This window comes from Mesobacillus jeotgali, assembly GCF_002874535.1.
In the GTDB taxonomy this organism is placed as follows: domain Bacteria; phylum Bacillota; class Bacilli; order Bacillales; family Cytobacillaceae; genus Mesobacillus; species Mesobacillus jeotgali.
The window spans coordinates 1,085,382-1,104,163 of sequence record NZ_CP025025.1 but is presented as its reverse complement, the minus strand read 5'-3'; the positions used below and the strand labels follow the sequence as shown (position 1 = coordinate 1,104,163).

Sequence of the window (18,782 nt, the reverse complement as noted above, 5' to 3'; positions counted from 1 at the left end):
TCCAATCTAATATGAGGTGCAGTTCTTTATTTACACTAGTACTTCTTTATAATCCTTAGGATGTCCGCAAGAATATCGTGTAACGATTTTAAACGGAACGATGATCCGTTTAATTGGCTCGTTTGGATTCTCAATAATTTGAATCAAACTTTTCGCAGCCTGGTATCCCAGGTCGAAAATGTTAATATCTACAGAGGTTAAAGGCGGTCTGGCCATCTCGGCTATCAGTACATTGTTAAAGCTGACGATGGAAACATCTTGTGGTACTGCAATTCCCATTTCATCCAGCTTATTCAACACACCTAGTGCCATCAAGTCATCGGCAACTACCATTGCTGTAGGAGGCTGATCCAATGAAAGCAATACCTCAACAGCATCCTGGCCGCTTTCGCGGAGGAATTCGTCATTTACGATGTACTTATCTTCAAGATGTATTCCAGAGTTTCTCAGAGCCTTTTCATAGCCAAGCAGACGTTCAACCGTCACGACTAGATCCAGATTTCCTCCAATGAAAGCAATCTTGTCATGACCAAGCTGGATTAGATGCTCGGTCACTTCTTTGCCCGCTTTAAAATTATCATTATCGACATAACTGGTATTTTCATCATCTTTAAAAGGTTTGCCTATTACGACAAACGGAAATTTTCTTTCCTTCAAATAAGCAATGACCCTGTCTTCCACCTTTGAATACAAAAGAACTACACCATCTACTCTTCCGCCCTGAACCATTGCGACCACACCGTCGAAGATTTCATCCTCTGTTTTTCCAGTGGTCATGTGAAGGGCGTATTGCTTTGAATGCGCACCTTCGCTCAAACCTGTCAAGACAGTTGGAAAGAACGGGTTCTGGAAGACGACATCTGTAGAGCTCGGCATTACCAGGCCGATTGCCCGGGTAGATTGGCTAGCTAGGCTTCTGGCGATGAAGTTTGGGTGATACCCAAGCTGGTCCATAACCTCTCTGACTCTCTCCTTCGTTTTTTCGCTGATCCTCGGACTATTGGCGATTACACGCGAGACAGTTGAAGGCGCGACGTTAGCTACCTTCGCAACATCTTTTATTGTGACAGCCATAAGTTCCCCTCCCTTTTGCCAGAAAAAATCCTTATCTCTATTATAAATGATTTGTCCCGTATTTTTGCTTATTTTTTCAAGCCTCCATTAAACAACAATGGAGGCAGGTTTTGGTCTTGCTTTCATTATTCCTTGCTTCGCTTCCTTCTCTTGAAAAGGAGGAAAATGAAGCCGAAGAACGCTGCGTATACAGCACCCATTGTCACTAAATAAGGAATATTCAATCCTGTTTTTTCGGCTAGCACATAAATCTCTGCTTTTTCACGTTCCAATGCAAGGTTATACTCTCCATCCTTGCTTCTGACAAGGTCATCTGCAAGCAAGCCTCTCAGCTCTTTATCATCTTCCAGCTGATCCGCTGTCAATGTGACATTTTGGGTATTTGAGGTGTTATTGATTGCAATGACGGAAGTTTCGTTTTCATAGGTTCTCTTGAAAACGGCCATGCCCTTCTTTTCGTAAAGGACTTCCAAATCGCCTCTCCTTAATGAAGGAAGGTCATTGCGCAGCTCACCAATTTTCGTGATGTAATCAATTAATTCTTTATCTGCTCTGAAGCTCATCTGCCTGCGGTTATCCGGATCTTCACCGCCGTCAAGAGCGATTTCACTTCCATAATAGACAATCGGAATTCCCGGTGCAGTATACATATAAGTTAGCGCCATCTTCCATCTCGTTCCTGGATGATGTCTGTTCTGGACGGCTTTCCTTGTAAACCTGACCATATCATGGTTGTCGATAAAATTCCCCATCAACTCAGGGTTTTCGTATATCGCTTTATTTCTTTTCGCTGTCGTTAAAAGCCAGTCCAAAGTTTGATCTGGTTTTTCGAATGCAGTGCGCAGCTGCTCATTCAGTGGAAAATCAACAAAGCCATCGATTCCCGCTTTATCATATTCAGCAATATAATTTGGATCCTCAGACCACACCTCGCCAATCAGATAAAAGTCATCCTTGACACTTTTCACTTCTTTTGAAAAATCGACCCAAAAATCAACAGGTACATGGCGGACAGTATCCAGCCTGTAGCCGTCAATATTCGTTTCTTCTATCCACCATTTAGCGGCGTCCAATAAATATTTTCTTGTCTCCTGATTCTCCTGAGCTAAATCGGGAAGACCAAAAAGCCAGTTATTCTCCAGTTGTTCCTGGTCATTCCAGTCAAAGATATCTTGCTTTTCATGGAACCAGTCTTTCTTGCCTGGATCATTTACCCATTCATGTTCTGGAGCGACATGGTTGACAACAAAATCAAGAATGATCTTGATGTCACGATCATGTGCCTCTTTTACCAGCTCTTTGAACTTGTCAACGCTTCCAAAATGCTCTTCTGTATTATAGAAGTCCTTGATCCAATACCCATGGTAGCCTTTATCGACATTATCGAATACAGGTGTCAGCCAGATTGCGGTAAATCCCAAATCCTTAATATAATCCAGCTGGTCGATGACACCCTGGAAGTCGCCCCCATGATAGGCTTTAGGATCATTTGCATCCACATCGAAATCATTGCTATTGTCACCGTTGTTGAAACGGTCAACCATTAAAAAATAAATTGTTTCATCCTGCCATTTGCGTTCTTCATTTTCAACCGCGCCTGCCGGGAGGGCGTTAAAAAGAAGAAACGGAATCAAGATGAAGATGAGAATTTTTTTCATCTCCGGTCCTCCTCATAATTTAAGCAAAGACCAAATATGGCCTTTGCTTAAAATGTCTTTGCCCTAATAGATTATCCTTTTGTTCCTCCTGCCGTCAAACCAGAAACAAAGTATTTTTGGAATGACAGGAATAGGATGGAAATCGGTACCGCGATCAATACTGCACCTGCAGCGAATGTGGTGAATTCTGCACCGAATTGTTTTGCGACCAAATCATATAATCCTACAGCAAGTGTATATTTACTTTCTGTCCTGAGCAGTACAGTCGCTAAAATAAAATCTCCAAAAGGCGCAATGAAAGAGAACAATGCGATTACCGCAATGATTGGTGTGGCAAGTGGCATAACAATCTGGAAGAAAATTCGCAAGTGCCCAGCACCATCCATTTTCGCTGATTCGTCAAGCTCTTTTGGAATCGTATCAAGATAGCCCTTCATGAGCCATGTATTCATCGGGATTGCTCCTCCGACGTAAACAAGAATCAAGCCTAAATGTGTATCGAGCAAGCCAGTCAATAATGCAAGGATGAAAATCGCGATCAAGGCTGCAAAGTTTGGAATCATCTGCAGGATCAGGAATGTCATCAAGCTGTTTTTACGTCCGATGAAACGATAGCGTGAAAATGAATAGGCTGTAAGGCTGACAAGGATGACTGTGAACACCATAGTCAGCACACTTACCTTCAATGAATTCCAATACCAATATAAATAGTTGCTTTGGTCAAGGTCGAAGAGCTCCTTATAGTGGGAAAGTGTCGCATTTTTTGGGATGATGCTTGACCCGGACAAGCTCTGCCCTGGATTGAATGATGACCCTACAATCCAGACGAGCGGATAGATAATGATCGCAAACATAGCCAAAATCACAAGGTATGTTAATGTCAATCTGATATATTTCTGTCGTTTGATACTCATATTACATCATATCCTCTTCTTGGAATGATTTCGTTCTTTTGAACTGCCATAAAGCTACACTGATAACAATCAATGACAGCAGCATGGTAATGGCAGCAGCTTTGGAATATTGTGCAGATGTCATCGTGAGGCTGTAAATCCACGAAATCAGGATATCTGTACCTCCTGCATTGGCACCTACCACTGCAGGTCCACCGCCGTTAAAAAGATAAATGATATTAAAGTTATTAAAGTTAAACGTATACTGAGTTATTAAAATCGGCGCTGTTGCAAAAAGCACCAACGGCAAGGTGATATTTTTGAACTTCTGGAAGTTCGTTGCACCGTCTACTGTTGCAGCTTCGTATAATTCTTCCGGAATGGACTGAAGTACCCCGGTTGTCATAGCGAAAATGAAAGGGAATCCGAGCCACGTCTGAATCAAGATCAAGGCGATTTTCGTATACATTGCTTCAGTCATCCATGGGATCGGGTCAATTCCAAACAGACCAAGGATGTCACGGTTGATGGCACCGAATGATTCATTGAACATACCAGCAAATACAAGGATTGAAACGAATGCTGGTACAGCCCATGGAAGAATGAATACAGTACGGATGATGGCTTTGCCCTTTACATCCTTCTGGTTGACAAGAATCGCCAGGAACATGCCCAATGCAACCTGGAATGTCGTAGCCACGAATGTCCAGATGATTGTCCAGGATAGTACCGAGAAGAATGTTTGACGCCATGATTCCAGTTGGAAAAGATCGAAGAAGTTTTTCAGTCCGACCCAGTCAACCAGCTTTGCAGGCGGTGAGTGGTATAAATCATAGTTTGTGAATGCGAGCAAGACTACGAAAATAATTGGAAAAACAACAACGAATATTAGAAGCAGGAATCCCGGTGACATGATCAAATACGGGAATCCATTATCTATCAGGTTATTATATTGCTCCTTAACAGTACTAAGACGCTCTCCCATGTCTCTTTTTAAGCCTGTCTTATATGCATCATTTAAATTGAATAAATAGAAACCGATTCCAAATAGCAGGACGATCAGTGCCAGGATGCCTTCTACCATCAGGAAGATGGAATGGTCCCGAGGCGTTTGCTCTCCCAGTGTAAACAGTCCCCATAGACCCATATTGAGCAGGTCTGAGAATACTCCGAAGAATGCACCAGTTAAAACTAAAAATGCGATCCCTTTTAAATATTGTTTGTTGTATAGCTGTCCTAGCCCAGGAATAATCGAAAGGGCTGTTGCTATTCTACGGTGGTTGGTTTGATAGGACTTCTCTTTCATCCTATATTCCCCTTTCTCTTTCTATGTTTTTTAAGGCTTCTCATCGTGTAAACCGGTTTTTTTTGCTTCCTTTGAACCAAACCCAATCAAGCAGCTTCTTTTGATAGAGAATGGATACAGCAGCATTTGAAAAACCGCAATCCTGCGAGCAGACCTTGTTAAAAGCATCAGATGCTTTATGAGAACGAATACATTGTCATCCGTACAGAAGGAATTCATTTTCCTGTATTATTTTCGAAAACCCTTGTTTTCACTCTCATGAAGCACCTGATCAACTTATCTCTATTCTAGCGCAACCGTTTGCTCAATGAAAGACTTTTTTACTGCAGTTTTCGTAAACTTTGTGACTTATCACATACCAATTAGGAAAACACAGAAAATGGAATATAAAGCTGGAAAATATAACAGTACCCCCCGCGGGAGGTACTGCTATATCTACTGCTACTATTATTTAGAGTGGTTTTGTTCAATGTTTTGCTGAATTTGTTTTACAGCTGAATCAAGAGCTGCTTTTGGCTCTGCTTTGCCTGTTACAACCGTTTGCAATGCGCTAGCCATTGGTGCCCAAACTTCGCCCATTTCTGGGATGTTTGGCATTGGAACTGCGTCTTGAGTCTGAAGTGCAACAGCTTTAGCGCCTTCGTTTTCAGCGATTGCTGGGTCGTCAACTAAAGCCACGTTAGTTGGTACTTCAGCCGTTTGCTCGAAACGGTACTTAGCGTTTTCGTCGTTAGTGATGAACTCAAGGAACTTTGTAGCCCATTCCTGGTTCTTAGAGTAAGAAGATACGTGCCAGCCTTTAACACCCATGAAAGTCTTCATTGGAGTGCCGTCAGCGAATTTAGGGAATGGAGCAACACCGAAATCGATGCCAGCATCTTTCATTCCGCCGAATGCCCATGGTCCGTTCATGACAGAAGCTACTTTACCTTCGTTAAATAGACCGTCCATAGCAGGTCCGCCGTTTTCACCGATGATTCCGTTAGGGAATAGTTTTTCAGCGTACCACTTCTGGATGTACTCAGTACCTTTTACAGCACCTTCGTTGTTCAAGCCAAGATCTTGAGGGTTAAGAGCGCCGTCTTTTTCCCCGAAAACATATCCGCCGTTACCGCCGATTGGTGCGTGTGCAAAGTAGAAGTTATCCCAAAGTGCAAGGAAACCATATTTGCCGTCTTTAGTGTTAGCTTTTGCGAATTCATAAAGGTCTTCCATTGTAGCAGGAACTTCAGTCATAAGAGCTTTGTTGTAGATGAATACTGGAGTTTCAGCAGACTTTGGAAGTCCGTATAATTTACCATCGAAAGTTTGCGCTGAGATTGAAGACTCAGAGAAAGTGCTTTTCACGTCGTCGCTTACATTAAGTTCAGCGATATGTCCCTGAACTGCAAGCTCACCGATTTGGTCATGTGGAAGAGTGATGATGTCTGGGCCAGTTCCAGCAGGACCGTCAAGACGTAATTGCTCTTTCATTTTTGTAGCCATTTCTACTTCTTTGAACTCGATTTTTACACCGTGTTCTTTTTCGAAGTCTGCTGCTACTTTTTCAAGCCAGCCAGACTTATCTTTGTCTTCCCAAACTACTAACTTCTCTGGTTTAGAAGCGTCTTCTGTTTTTTCGCCGTTGTCTTTTGAACCTGTGTCTTCTTCTTTAGGTCCACAAGCAGCAAGTGCGCCGATCATTAAGACCAGCATCATGAAAATCGACAATGCCTTTTTCATGTGTATACCCCTCCTAAAAATGTGTTGTAACTAATTATTGCGCAGAACGTTAACTGCCTGTGCAAACGTTTGTAATTCTGTTTGCAAGTCTATGAAAACGATTGCACAACCTACCTCTTATTATAAAGACTAAAATTCTTTTGACAACTAGTTTTTTTAAAAATTTTTTTAAGTCATGTAAAATCGTTAAAGTTTTGTGAATCGACTTTTTAATAATTGACATTTCAAATTGAGTGGTCTACCCTTGTTTTAATCATGATGTATTGTAGCGCTTTCCGTTAAAATTTCATCAGATAGAGCATTAAATCTTAGTGCTCGTTTGGAAAGTCACAATTTTAAACAGTTTATAGTGAAAGGAATGGTTCCCACTTGTTAAAAGAAGCGATTTATCACCGTCCTAAAGACAATTATGCATACGCTTGCACTAATGAAGAACTACATATTCGTATTCGCACTAAAAAAGATGATATGAAAGAAGTTACCCTTTTAAATGGCGATCCATATGACTGGCAGGATGGAAAATGGAACACCAATACCGTTCCAATGATCAAAAGCGGATCTGACCAGTTATTCGATTACTGGTTTGTCTCTATTAAACCTCCCTTCCGCAGGATGCGTTACGGATTTATTTTAAATGACGGCAACGAAACAGCTTGTTTGACCGAAAAAGGGTTTTATGATGAACCTCCTTTGGATGATACAGGCTATTATTTTGCCTTCCCTTACCTTAACAATATCGATGTGTTCCGTGCTCCATCATGGGTTAAAGATACAGTCTGGTATCAGATTTTCCCTGAACGCTTTGGCAATGGAGATCCATCAAATGATCCAGAAGGAGCTTTACCATGGGGCAGTGCACCACCTGAAAGAGACAACTTCTTTGGCGGTGATCTCCAGGGTGTAATCAATAATATCCACTACTTGTCCAAGCTTGGCATCACCGGTATTTATTTTACGCCTATTTTCAAAGCCTATTCGAACCATAAATACGATACGATCGACTACATGGAAATCGATCCGCAATTCGGCGACAAAGAAACGCTGAAGAAGCTGGTACAGGTTTGCCATGAGCATGGGATCAAGGTCATGCTGGACGCTGTCTTCAACCACAGCGGTTTCTACTTTCCTCAGTTCCAGGATGTACTGGAAAAGGGTGCAGAGTCTCCTTATAAGGACTGGTTCCACACTAACGAATTCCCGCTAGTAATGGAACCAAGGCCGAATTATGATACTTTCGCTTTTGAAAAATCGATGCCGAAGCTGGATACAGAAAATCCAGAGGTCATTGAGTATCTGCTTGAAGTTGGCCGTTACTGGGTCCGCGAATTTGATATTGACGGCTGGAGACTTGATGTCGCCAATGAAGTCGACCACTCTTTCTGGAGAAAATTCCGAACTGAAGTGAAAGCAATCAAGCCTGATCTCTATATTCTCGGTGAAATCTGGCACGATTCAATGCCATGGCTGCGTGGCGACCAGTTTGATGCTGTCATGAACTATCCGTTTACGACAAACATCCTAAACCTGTTTGCACGTGGAACCATTTCAGTAAAAGAATTCATCGAGAACATGACGACAGTCAATCATATGTATCCGAAAAACGTCAACGAGGTTGCCTTCAATTTGATCGGCAGTCATGACACACCAAGAATCTTGACCGAGTGCGGCGGTGACGAGGATAAACTTAAACAAATCTTCACTGTATTGCTTTCTTACATCGGTACACCATGCATCTATTATGGTGATGAAATCGGCATGAGCGGTCCACAAGATCCGGGATGTCGCGAATGTATGAAGTGGAATGAAGAAGATCAGAACCAAGATGTGTTCGCACACGTCCAAAAGATGATCCAGCTTCGTAAGGAATATCCGCTTCTTGCAAATGAAGGTGAACTTCACTTCATCCCATCCGACTACCATGAAAGCTGCTTTGCTTATACGAAGTCCAATGGTGAAACAACCATTATGGTAGTCGTGAACATGAGCGATGAAGAAGCAAGCTATCCTCTGCCGTTTAACCTAAAAGGCAGGAAAATCACCAATATCTATACTGGCGAAGAATATGCAGCCGAAAGCGATGACCTTACAGCTAAGATTGCTGCAAACGGATTTGCATTGTTTAAATTTTAAATATTAGAAAGCCCCTTTCCAATCTGGGAAAGGGGTTTGCTCTTTATGCTATTCATAACCTTTTACACTTTTAATGACATTTTATCCTTATTGCGGAATTGTTGGTGGTTTTCGCGGAATTATGTCCCATTTTCGCGGAATACTTTCTCCATTTCGCGGAATTATTGGGGTTTTTCGCGGAATTACTTCCAATATCACGGAATAATCATTTTCCTGCTCTTAATAAACAAAGAAAGACTAGTGATAATCGAATAGATTTGTTAAAACTCAATTTTGGAGGGAAGGAATTTTACGATTCAGATTCTTTTCCTATTATTTTTTTCGTAAAACGAATCTTTTTCACTTCAAATTCCTCCTATAGTCTGTATAATTAAGGAATTACAACTTGGAGATGTAAAACATGAAGAATAAAACTGCTAAATTATCGCTTTTTGCCATTACTTGGCCACTTTTTATTGAAATTCTGCTTTATATGCTGATGGGAAATGCGGATACGCTGATGCTTTCCCAGTATTCGGATAATTCCGTGGCTGCTGTCGGTGTTTCTAACCAAATCCTGTCCATGGTCATCGTGATGTTCGGTTTCATCGCGACTGGTACTGCAATTCTGGTTGCGCAGAACCTTGGTGCGAAAATGGATGACGATGCACGAGAGGTTTCAGCTGTCTCGATTGGTGCAAACCTTGTATTTGGCATGATCCTGAGCGCAGCCGTTTTCATTTTCAGCGAGCAATTGCTTAGATTGATGGACCTGCCGCCTGAACTGTTTGATGAAGCCAATTCCTATTTGCGTATTGTCGGCGGTTTCTCATTTATCCAATCGCTGATCATGACAGTCAGCAGCATTATTCGCAGCTATGGCTTTACCCGTGATATCATGTATGTCACGATCGGGATGAATGTGCTGAATGTCATCGGCAACTATTTGTTCATCTTCGGGCCATTCGGCTTCCCTGTCCTGGGTGTAGAAGGTGTGGCGATTTCCACTACTGTCAGTCGGATTCTAGGATTGTTGGCTGCCATTTATGTCATGACCAAGCGAGTCCCTGGATCATTGCCAATATCGATGCTTTTCAGTTTTCCAAAAAAACATTTGAAAAACCTGCTTAATATCGGGATTCCTTCTGCCGGTGAGCATTTGAGCTACAATGGGTCGCAGATGGTGATCACCTATTTTATCGCTACCCTTGGAACCCAGGCATTGACGGCAAAAGTTTATACACAAAACCTCATGATGTTCATTTTCCTATTCAGTATCGCCATCAGCCAAGGCACACAGATTTTAATTGGCCATATGGTTGGTGCAAAAGAAATTGAAAATGCGTATAAGCGGGCTCTAAAAAGCTTAAAGCTGGCGATTATCATCTCCATTGCTGCCGCGTTGATCGTTTCCTTCTTATCAAAAGACCTGCTTGGAATCTTCACGGATAATATGAGCATCATCGAACTCGGCACCACATTGATTTTGCTCACAATCATCCTTGAACCCGGCAGATCCTTTAACCTGGTACTGATTAGTTCACTCAGGGCAGCGGGTGATGTGAAGTTCCCGGTTTATATGGGAATCCTGTCAATGTGGGGAGTCAGTGTGACATTGTCTTACTTCCTGGGAATATATCTAGGTATGGGGCTGGTTGGAATATGGATTGCCTTCATCGCCGACGAATGGCTGCGCGGACTTCTAATGCTCTGGCGCTGGAAATCCCGAGTATGGGTGAAAAAATCATTCGTGCCGGATGCCCCGCAAATGCAGGCAGAATAGGGTATGGAGATGTAATTGTTTTATAAGGTCACTATTAGCTTTTAAATTTACCCTTATAGGGGCGATTCCCTCGCATAAGGGTACTAAAATTTATATAAAAAGGTTCACACTCCTGACTCGCCGTGAGCCAAATTTAAGCAAGCCCGATCATCTCGGGCTTGCTTTTTAATCTGCTATATTAATATTGTAATCTCTGAACCAGATATGAATCTGTGCTAACTGAGCCAAAAGCTGCGGACCTGTCATAAGTTGGCCGAACCATGGCACTTTGAAGGATGCGCCCTCGGACTCAATCATTTTTTGCAGTGTAGCCCTGTCAAAGAATTCATGCAGCGCACTGTTAGAATCAGCCATGAATTCTGAAAGCATTCCCTGGACTGCCTGGGTATAGGCAGGATGATGAGTCTTCGGATACGGACTCTTTTTCCGGTACAAAACTTCATTAGGCAATGTGCCTTCCAGTGCTTTGCGCAGGATTCCTTTTTCCCTGTTGCCGTGCATCTTCATTTCCCATGGAATGTTCCAGACATATTCCACAAGCCGGTGGTCTGCAAACGGAACCCTCACTTCAAGGCTGGCACCCATGCTCATCCGGTCCTTCCGATCTAGAAGTGTTGTCATGAACCAGATGATATTCAGATAGAATAATTGTCTACGCTTAGCCTCTACTTGATTTTCCCCATCAAGTACAGGTACTTCTGCGATCGTATCGTTGAATTTTGCCATCATATAATCTTCTAGGCTCAATTTTTTGCGCCAGTGATCCCTCAGCATGTTTTGCCGCTCATTAATCGACCGCATCCATGGAAACCCTGGTCTATTCAGGTCTTCCTCCCTGTGGAACCATGGATATCCTCCAAAGATCTCATCAGCACATTCACCTGAAAGTCCTACGGTAAAATCCTGTTTGATTTCCCTGCAGAACCAAAGCAGTGATGAATCGATGTCTGCCATTCCTGGAAGGTCCCGAACATGGACAGCTTCTGTTAGATAACCAGCCAGATCCTGCTGGGATATGATGCTGTTATGGTGAACAGTACCAAATGTTTCCGTCATTTTATTGATCCAGAAGGCATCAGCATTTGGCTGGAATTCATTTTCCTTGAAATACTTTTCATTGCCTTCGTAATCGATCGAGTAAGTATGCAGGCTGCCCTTACCCTCTGCCTTATATTGATTTGCAGCAATAGCAGTGATTGCACTAGAATCCAGTCCGCCTGAGAGGAATGTGCATAGAGGCACATCTGAAACTAACTGTCTTGTGACAGCATCGGTGAACAATTCCCGCACTTTTTCAGCTGTCTCATCAAGAGTATCAGTGTGCTTCTCGCTTTTCACGTTCCAATATCTCCATATTTTCAGCCCATTTTTTGAAAAAGTAAGCCCGTGGCCCGGCCGGAGCTCCTTCATGTTTTTAAAGATACCTGCCCCTGGAGAACGGGATGGTCCAAGCCCAAACACCTCACAAAGTCCTTCCCTGTCTACCTCAGCCTTCACTTCAGGATGTGCCAGCAGTGCTTTTTGTTCAGAAGCAAACATAAGACCAGATGCTGTTTCAAGAAAAAACAGCGGCTTCACACCAAGTCGGTCGCGGCCAATGAACAATTGCTCTTGCTCTTGATCCCAGACAGCAAATGCGAAGATCCCGTTTAAATGCTCCAGACAATTTTCCTTCCATTCCATGAAAGATGTAAGCAAAACCTCTGTATCAGAATGACCGTTAAAAGAATATCCTTTTAATAGCAATGCTTTTCTGAGGTCTTCAGTATTATAAAGTTCTCCGTTATAACAAATGGTATAACGGTTATCCCCCTGCGCTCTGGTCATTGGCTGTTTGCCTCCCTCAGGATCGACAACCACCAGTCTTTTATGTCCCAGCGCAGCATGCACCGAAGTCCATACATTGGTATCATCGGGACCTCTTTTACTTAAAGTTTCCGCCATTTTTGTCATGGTCTCACGTTCATGATCCAGATTTTTTCGGAAATCTATCCAGCCTGTTATTCCACACATTTTTAATCATTCCTTTCAGCGGAACTTTTTGATGTCTCAATAAGCACTTTCAAAACTAGACAATTGCTTAAGCATTACTCATCTTATGCAAATACACCTCAACTGGTTAATTGCCTATCTTTTAAATCATGTTATAAATTCGCCAAAATCTGTCTACAAAGAAGGTGAGCGATAATTAACGGAGGATCTAAATGAATCGACAACAACGAAGCAATTTAATTGAATTCCAGCCCCGTGCATTCAACACCGGGACAGTAGAATATATTAATTCACAATGGGTTTTCTTTGATGAAGAAACAGAAGAGGCCGCACTTGTCGATGAGTTCATCCATCAAGAGGTTGAAGTGCAGCGAAACAATAAATGGTGCAAAGGTTTTTTGCTGGATAACGGCTGCATCCAAACCGGCAGTGAAAAAATCACTTTACAGGACCAGGAAATGATCAGGATCAGGAAACAATTGATCTATTCATTCGAGCGACTGCTTGATGAGCTGAATGATGAGGCTTTTGTCCAATTTATCAATACATTGAATTTGCTCAACTTTTCGATTTATGATTGCATTTATTGTTATAACCACCTGACCTTCCTTGATCATGAAAAAGGGGTTTCAGGAGTCAACTTTTTAATTCTTGATAATGAAGAATACATCTGCAGTGTGCAGCATCACTTTGATTACTTTGAAACACAAAATGACAGGTTCGAATTGACCTTGAACAACGGAAAGCGGACCGTTATTGAGAGAATTTCGTAAATGCAAAAGAGCCCGCACAATGTGCAGGCTCTAAATTTATTTTACTGTATATTCCACTTTTTCCACAGTCCGGAAGCCTTCTTCAAAGGAGGCAATGTCCATGGGTTTCTGAATATAATAGCCTTGTGCATAATGGCAGTCCATGTCCCTCAAAAGATTGAGCTGTTCGTGCGTTTCAACGCCCTCGGCGACAATTTTGACCGAGAGCCCCTGTCCCATCGTGATGATTGCCTTGACGATTGCAATATCTGATGGGTCATCATGCAGGTTATTGATAAATGACTGGTCGATTTTAAGAGTATCGATTGGCAAATTGCGCAAATAGCTTAATGACGAATAACCTGTCCCGAAATCATCAATTGAAACCTTTACCCCGAGTTCCTGTAACGACTTCATAACCGAAATGCTATAAACGATATCTTTCAGCATTGCGCTTTCTGTCAGTTCCAGGGAAAGGTATCCTGGTTCGAGCTGTGAAGTCTCCAGGGCTTGAATAACCTGTCCAATAAAAGCATGCTGCTGGAACTGGTAAGCTGATACATTTACGGAGATGCCTAGATTCGGGAATCCATTCTGCTGCCATGCTTTTGTCTGGACACAGGCGGTGGTCAGCACCCATGCACCAATCTCCTCAATCAACCCTGTTTCCTCTGCCAGAGGAATGAACTGAGCTGGTGAAACCAGTCCCAAATTCGGATGCTGCCAGCGGATAAGGGCTTCTGTACAGGTAATTTCTCCAGATTTCAAGTCCATAAGCGGCTGGTAGCAAAGGTGGAATTCATTCTTTTGAAGCGCTTTCCTTAGATAGCTTTCAAGCTCAAGCCGGACCATTGCCTGGTCATTCATTCCGGTTGAAAAGTAAGTAATCTTATTCCCGCCTTGATTTTTCGAACGGTTCATCGCAATATCCGCATTTTTCAGCAGTACATGCTCATCAAGACCATCCCCCGGGAAAGAGCTGATTCCAATGCTTGCGGTGACGATGAATTCCTGGTTCTGGTAAAATAGGGGCATTGAAATAAGATTCTGCAATTCCCTGGCTGTTCTTGTCGTCTGGTCGATGCTGACATTCTCTGTCAGCAGCATTGTGAACTTATCCCCGCTGAATCTTCCAAGATAAGCGCCTGCTGGAAGCCGATCCTCGATTCTTTCTGCCAGTTCTTTCAAAACAATATCACCAGCATAATGTCCGAGACTGTCATTGATGATTTTGAAGCGGTCAATATCAATGACAAGCACGGCAAGGAGTTCTTTTTTATGCCTGGCACGGTGAATCATTTCTTCGAGCTGTTCGGTAAACCTCATCCTGTTCGGCAATCCCGTATCCTGGTCATAGTAGGCAAGCTGAATGATTTTTTCTTCTGTTTTTTTCTGGGTAGTAATATTCCGGCCAATACCATAAATCCCTACACATGCACCATTTACCGTAATCGGGATATTTTTGATCTGAAAAATCTGGATTTCACCGCTCTTGACCGGAATCTCAATTGTGTAGGTCTGATCTCTCCCCTTTAGCGCCTGAATAAAATGCATTTTGGCACGGTGCACATCCTCCTGGTTGATAAAGTCGAGCGCTGACCTGCCAATAAGTTCGTTTTCGTTGTAGCCAAAGGTCTTCATGAATGCCTGGTTTATACTTGTGAAATTCCCTGTTAAATCTGTTGAATAGACAAAATCTCCATTATTGTCAAACAGCGAACGATAGTATTGCTCGGAAACTTTGAGGCTTTCGTTAAGGTGAAGGATGTCTTGTTGTGAGGTCTCTACAAGATTGTTCAATGTGTTGATGGTGTGCTGATCTTGAAGAATAGGATTAAGTTCCTGTTTATCGAAAACTGTAAATGAAATCACGAATTGTTTATCATCAGTGAAGCAGCCATTTGCTTCACAACTCAACACAGTGGAGGCTGGCAGCTGCTTTTTCAGCAACTGCTCCATGTGCTGAAGCTTTCGTTTTTCTTTATGGCTGTAAAAAATCTGTACCAATAGATTAGGGTGATCTTTGAGTGAATTGCATTCTATAAAGCTATTAAGTTGTTTGTCATTTCCGTAAACACAGCTTGTTGTCGTAGCCATTGCATTCTCCAATTTTCATATTTCTCCAATATCCCTTATCTCTTAAGTTATCATAATTCCCCGCGTAAAAATATGACAAAAAAAGAAAAAACTGTCCAAATGGACAGCTTTTTTTCGACAAAATGGATATTAAAACAAGTAAGTTCCTAGCGGAAGTGAAAAACCTAAATACAGTACAAGAAGAACTGCGACAATGAATTGAATCCACAGTACAGACGCTTTCTCGTTCTTTTTTGTACGGATTAAAATCATCTCCAGCATTGCGATTACCCACAAGCCTACTGCGGCTTTCAGCACATACATAATGTTGATATTGATGCTGAAAAGAAGCCAGAAGCCAGTCAATAGAATCAGCACGTAAAACAATCTAAGGACCATCTGGACAATTTTTGCGCCTTTTTCCTTACCGCTTTTATGTAGTCCAAGTGCTACGAAAAATAAAACCAAAGCCAAAAACCAAGCTGTCATATGGGCATGGATCATGAACCCGTCCTCCTAATAGTAAATTCTAAAATATCATACCATATTCAAAAAGAATTTCATAAATATATGGTAGTATATTGAATTGTTCAATGAAAAAGAGACACCCTATTCAGGGTGTCCCCACCGATTACATAGCCAAATCGGTTTGTTGCGGTTCTTCTTTTGCCTTAAATAAATAGACTGTCATAGTCATCAAAGCGAAGAGTACAAGAAAGCCAAGAAGAACACCCAGGTTAATCATCGCCATTGAAAAACCATTTAATGAAATAAGAGCTTTAAATCCTGCAATCGAATACGTAAATGGCAAGTATGCACTTATACTGCGGAGATACTCAGGCAGCATATCAATTGGCAGGTTTGCTCCAGTTGTCGAAAGCTGCATGACAACCAATGCTAAAAGAATAAAACGGCCAATATTCCCAAACGAAGCAAAGAACATAACAATAGCTGCAAATACAATACTAACCACTATAGCGAACACTATGAAACCTGCTGGGTTTGTAACCTCTAATCCCAAGAATGCAAGGACAACTATGGAAAGCAGGATTGCCTGAACCACAGCTAAGGAAGCAAGATTCATAAATTTCGCAACGAACCAGCTCACCTTAGATACATTTAGTTCCTGTGGCTTGTTGAAATTGATGAACATTGACATTATTAAGATCCCTACGAATAATGCAAGCGTCATCACATATGGCGCAGTAGAATCTCTGTAAAAAGAATAACCGTTGACTTTGTTGCTAATTAGTTCAACTGGTGAAGCGAACATGCCAATATTTTTTTCGTTAGCTTTAATCTTACCGGTTTCCTCAGCTCCATCCTTTAACCCGGCAGCCAATTGACCGCTTCCATCATAAAGCTTCCCTGCTCCTTCATTCAATTTTGTTACTCCATCAGTCAAATCTCCCCAGCCTTTTTCCACGCTGACATTTCCGTCGCTGACTTGGACAACTCCTGAATGAATCTTGGAAGCACCAACTGTCAGCTCACGCCATCCCTTATCTACGGTAGCATTTCCTTCGCTGACCTGAGCTGCCCCTGAATGGATTTTTGATGCACCAGCAGTGAGCTCCTTCCATCCCTTATCTACCGTTTGATTCCCTGCTGATATTAAAGCTGCTCCGCCATCAAGCTCTTTGACTCCCGCTGTGATAGTTCCCCATCCAGCATTGACGGACTTATTTCCTGCAGCTATTTGAGTTGTTCCATCATGAAGCAATCCGACTTTAGTGATCAATTCATCCCATCCTGCTGCTACACTTGCTGTTCCAGCTGCCAGGACAGGGGCTTTGGATGCCAAGTCGGCTACACCCTGGTCGATCAATTTCTGGCCCTCTACCAATTGATTAATTCCAGATGCAAGTGACCCTTTTTCTGCAGGAATATTTTCATTGAATGCTGCGGCAATCTGATTCGCTCCATCCTGCAGTGCTTGAAGCTTCGCTGCATTTTCAGGATTAGTGGCCGCATCCCTGATACCTTTACTTGTTCCTAGAATAGTTAAAAAATCTTGATCTGTGCTTAATCCTGGGTTCTTTGCGAGGTATGCTTCCAACAGTGTGGTCAGGCCCTGAAGATTGTTCCCCAGGTTTTGTGAATTTGTTATCACTTCGCTAATTCCGCCTGCTACTGCTTTAGTCCCCGGGCCAATCTGGTTTCTTACTGCTTGTTGTGCCCCTTGTAATCCAGTTAAGACTGCTGAAGTACCAGCCTTGAGTTCTGGCATTTTTTCTTCTAACTGCTTACCTCCCGCAGCCAGTTGATTGATACCTGGCTGTCCGTCCTTAAGCTTTTGCAGAAGCAATCCAGTTCCTGCATTTACATCAGCAGATCCGTCCGCCAGCTTGGTTATGTCTGAGGATTTTGCATTAAGAGAGCTTAAAAGCAGACCGGTCCCATCTTTCAGATCTATTGAACCGTTTGCAAGTTTTGTAATATCACTTTGTTTTGATTTCAAACTTCCTGCTAATTGAGCAGTACCTGCTGCCAGTTCCTTTGACCCATTTGCCAGCTTGGATATATCTCCTTGTTTTCCGGCTAAAGAACCCGCCAGTTGACCAGTACCACTTTTCAGTTCAAGAGTTCCAGCCGCAAGCTTCGAAATATCTGCTGACTTCTCGTTAAGGGTAGTCAAAAGCAGTCCAGTACCATCATGAAGTTCAGCTGTTCCGTCATACAGTTGCTCAGAACCATCCGCTGCAGTTTTGAACCCATTCGATACATCTCCAAGATTTGCAAAAATATTGCTCGCATACTTTTCAGTAATCTTGTTGGCAAGTTTCTCTCTCAGTTTTTCAGTTGCACTTCTTGTCACCTGTGCGGCCATAAAATTAAGGCCCTCATTTTGGATATAATTGAGTTCCAATTTTTTCGGATCGGGCTCCAGAACAGTTGTCACTCTTTCAGAGAAGTCTTCTGGAATCTCAATGACCATGTAATATTTATTGCTATGCAACCCTTTTTCTGCTTCCTCTGAATCTACAAATTCCCACCCTAAGTCATTGCTTTTCTTCAAGTCTGCCACAAGATCCTCCCCGACATTAAGGGGCTCGTCCCCGGACATGGCACCTTTGTCTTTGTTGACAACCGCAACAGGCAGATTGGAGAGATTATCATACGGTCCCCAATCTGGAGACAGCAGGATTCCGCCATATACAATGGGCACCAACAAAGCTGCAATAACAGAATAGAGTACCCCTTTGCTCGATGCAATCTGTGACATTTGAGCCAAAAACAAGCTAAACCAATTCATTCGTACTCCCCCATGAGAATTATATATATGTTAAAGCGACTGAATGAGTATTCAATCACTGCAACAAATAGTATTCTCATGTGTAGGTAAAAACTCCTGCATAAAATACTGAATATAAAAAATATTTTTAATATTATAATAACATAATAAAAAAATTCTCC

General features: G+C 42.3%; 12 protein-coding genes. 3 read left to right on the top strand and 9 right to left on the bottom strand.

The genetic code is table 11. From position 1 onward, the window contains the following. Positions 1–30: 30 nt before the first annotated feature. From CD004_RS05360 to CD004_RS05335, 5 genes are all read right to left on the bottom strand, one after another. Positions 31–1,125 (bottom strand): LacI family DNA-binding transcriptional regulator, encoded by a 1,095-nt coding sequence (locus tag CD004_RS05360; protein WP_404809829.1) that lies wholly within the window; start codon positions 1,123–1,125, stop codon positions 31–33. 74 nt (positions 1,126–1,199) lie between these two features. Continuing rightward, positions 1,200–2,732, bottom strand: a complete 1,533-nt coding sequence (locus CD004_RS05355; RefSeq protein WP_102261818.1) for an alpha-amylase family glycosyl hydrolase — start codon at positions 2,730–2,732, stop codon at positions 1,200–1,202. A gap of 71 nt (positions 2,733–2,803) precedes the next feature. Beyond that, entirely contained in the window at positions 2,804–3,646 is an 843-nt protein-coding gene (locus tag CD004_RS05350) for a sugar ABC transporter permease (protein WP_102261817.1), read from the bottom strand. A gap of 1 nt (position 3,647) precedes the next feature. Continuing rightward, on the bottom strand, positions 3,648–4,931 hold the full coding sequence (locus tag CD004_RS05345) for a carbohydrate ABC transporter permease (RefSeq protein ID WP_102261816.1): 1,284 nt from the start codon (positions 4,929–4,931) through the stop codon (positions 3,648–3,650). Positions 4,932–5,378: 447 nt separating this feature from the next. Next, positions 5,379–6,653, bottom strand: a complete 1,275-nt coding sequence (locus CD004_RS05335) for a sugar ABC transporter substrate-binding protein (protein WP_102261814.1) — start codon at positions 6,651–6,653, stop codon at positions 5,379–5,381. A 369-nt stretch (positions 6,654–7,022) separates the two neighbouring features. Between CD004_RS05335 and CD004_RS05330 the strand changes: the two genes are divergently transcribed. Further along, positions 7,023–8,783: an alpha-glycosidase gene (locus CD004_RS05330; RefSeq protein ID WP_102261813.1), complete on the top strand. Its 1,761-nt coding sequence runs from the start codon at positions 7,023–7,025 to the stop codon at positions 8,781–8,783. Positions 8,784–9,183: 400 nt separating this feature from the next. Next, the gene (locus CD004_RS05325) at positions 9,184–10,545 is read left to right on the top strand and encodes an MATE family efflux transporter (protein ID WP_102261812.1); all 1,362 of its coding nucleotides are present in this window, start codon (positions 9,184–9,186) and stop codon (positions 10,543–10,545) included. A gap of 165 nt (positions 10,546–10,710) precedes the next feature. Here CD004_RS05325 and asnB read toward each other — a convergent pair whose 3' ends face one another. Next, positions 10,711–12,558 carry an asparagine synthase (glutamine-hydrolyzing) gene (asnB, locus tag CD004_RS05320; RefSeq protein ID WP_102261811.1) on the bottom strand — a complete coding sequence of 616 codons (1,848 nt, stop codon included), beginning with the start codon at positions 12,556–12,558 and terminating at the stop codon, positions 10,711–10,713. A gap of 191 nt (positions 12,559–12,749) precedes the next feature. Here asnB and CD004_RS05315 point away from each other — a divergent pair, with 191 nt between their 5' ends. Next, complete coding sequence (locus tag CD004_RS05315) at positions 12,750–13,310, top strand: DUF2777 domain-containing protein (protein ID WP_102261810.1); 561 nt, start codon at positions 12,750–12,752, stop codon at positions 13,308–13,310. Between the two features lie 36 nt (positions 13,311–13,346). Here the strand turns inward: CD004_RS05315 and CD004_RS05310 are convergent, their stop codons facing one another. The 3 genes from CD004_RS05310 to CD004_RS05300 all read right to left on the bottom strand — a co-directional run bounded on the left by CD004_RS05310 (position 13,347) and on the right by CD004_RS05300 (position 18,621). Next, positions 13,347–15,386 (bottom strand): putative bifunctional diguanylate cyclase/phosphodiesterase, encoded by a 2,040-nt coding sequence (locus CD004_RS05310; RefSeq protein WP_102265000.1) that lies wholly within the window; start codon positions 15,384–15,386, stop codon positions 13,347–13,349. A gap of 129 nt (positions 15,387–15,515) precedes the next feature. Then, on the bottom strand, positions 15,516–15,869 hold the full coding sequence (locus tag CD004_RS05305) for a YisL family protein (protein ID WP_102261809.1): 354 nt from the start codon (positions 15,867–15,869) through the stop codon (positions 15,516–15,518). A 127-nt stretch (positions 15,870–15,996) separates the two neighbouring features. Further along, a complete protein-coding gene (locus CD004_RS05300) occupies positions 15,997–18,621 on the bottom strand; it encodes a YhgE/Pip domain-containing protein (protein WP_102261808.1) in 2,625 nt (874 codons plus the stop codon). Positions 18,622–18,782: the final 161 nt, after the last annotated feature.

What these genes read in the sequence shown, in the direction of transcription:
- CD004_RS05355 (WP_102261818.1), bottom strand. Translation starts at nt 2,732, where the DNA reads ATGAAAAAAATTCTCATCTTCATCTTGATTCCGTTTCTTCTTTTTAAC.
- CD004_RS05350 (WP_102261817.1), bottom strand. Translation starts at nt 3,646, where the DNA reads ATGAGTATCAAACGACAGAAATATATCAGATTGACATTAACATACCTT.
- CD004_RS05345 (WP_102261816.1), bottom strand. Translation starts at nt 4,931, where the DNA reads ATGAAAGAGAAGTCCTATCAAACCAACCACCGTAGAATAGCAACAGCC.
- CD004_RS05335 (WP_102261814.1), bottom strand. Translation starts at nt 6,653, where the DNA reads ATGAAAAAGGCATTGTCGATTTTCATGATGCTGGTCTTAATGATCGGC.
- CD004_RS05325 (WP_102261812.1), top strand. Translation starts at nt 9,184, where the DNA reads ATGAAGAATAAAACTGCTAAATTATCGCTTTTTGCCATTACTTGGCCA.
- asnB (WP_102261811.1), bottom strand. Translation starts at nt 12,558, where the DNA reads ATGTGTGGAATAACAGGCTGGATAGATTTCCGAAAAAATCTGGATCAT.
- CD004_RS05315 (WP_102261810.1), top strand. Translation starts at nt 12,750, where the DNA reads ATGAATCGACAACAACGAAGCAATTTAATTGAATTCCAGCCCCGTGCA.
- CD004_RS05310 (WP_102265000.1), bottom strand. Translation starts at nt 15,386, where the DNA reads ATGGCTACGACAACAAGCTGTGTTTACGGAAATGACAAACAACTTAAT.
- CD004_RS05305 (WP_102261809.1), bottom strand. Translation starts at nt 15,869, where the DNA reads ATGATCCATGCCCATATGACAGCTTGGTTTTTGGCTTTGGTTTTATTT.
- CD004_RS05300 (WP_102261808.1), bottom strand. Translation starts at nt 18,621, where the DNA reads ATGAATTGGTTTAGCTTGTTTTTGGCTCAAATGTCACAGATTGCATCG.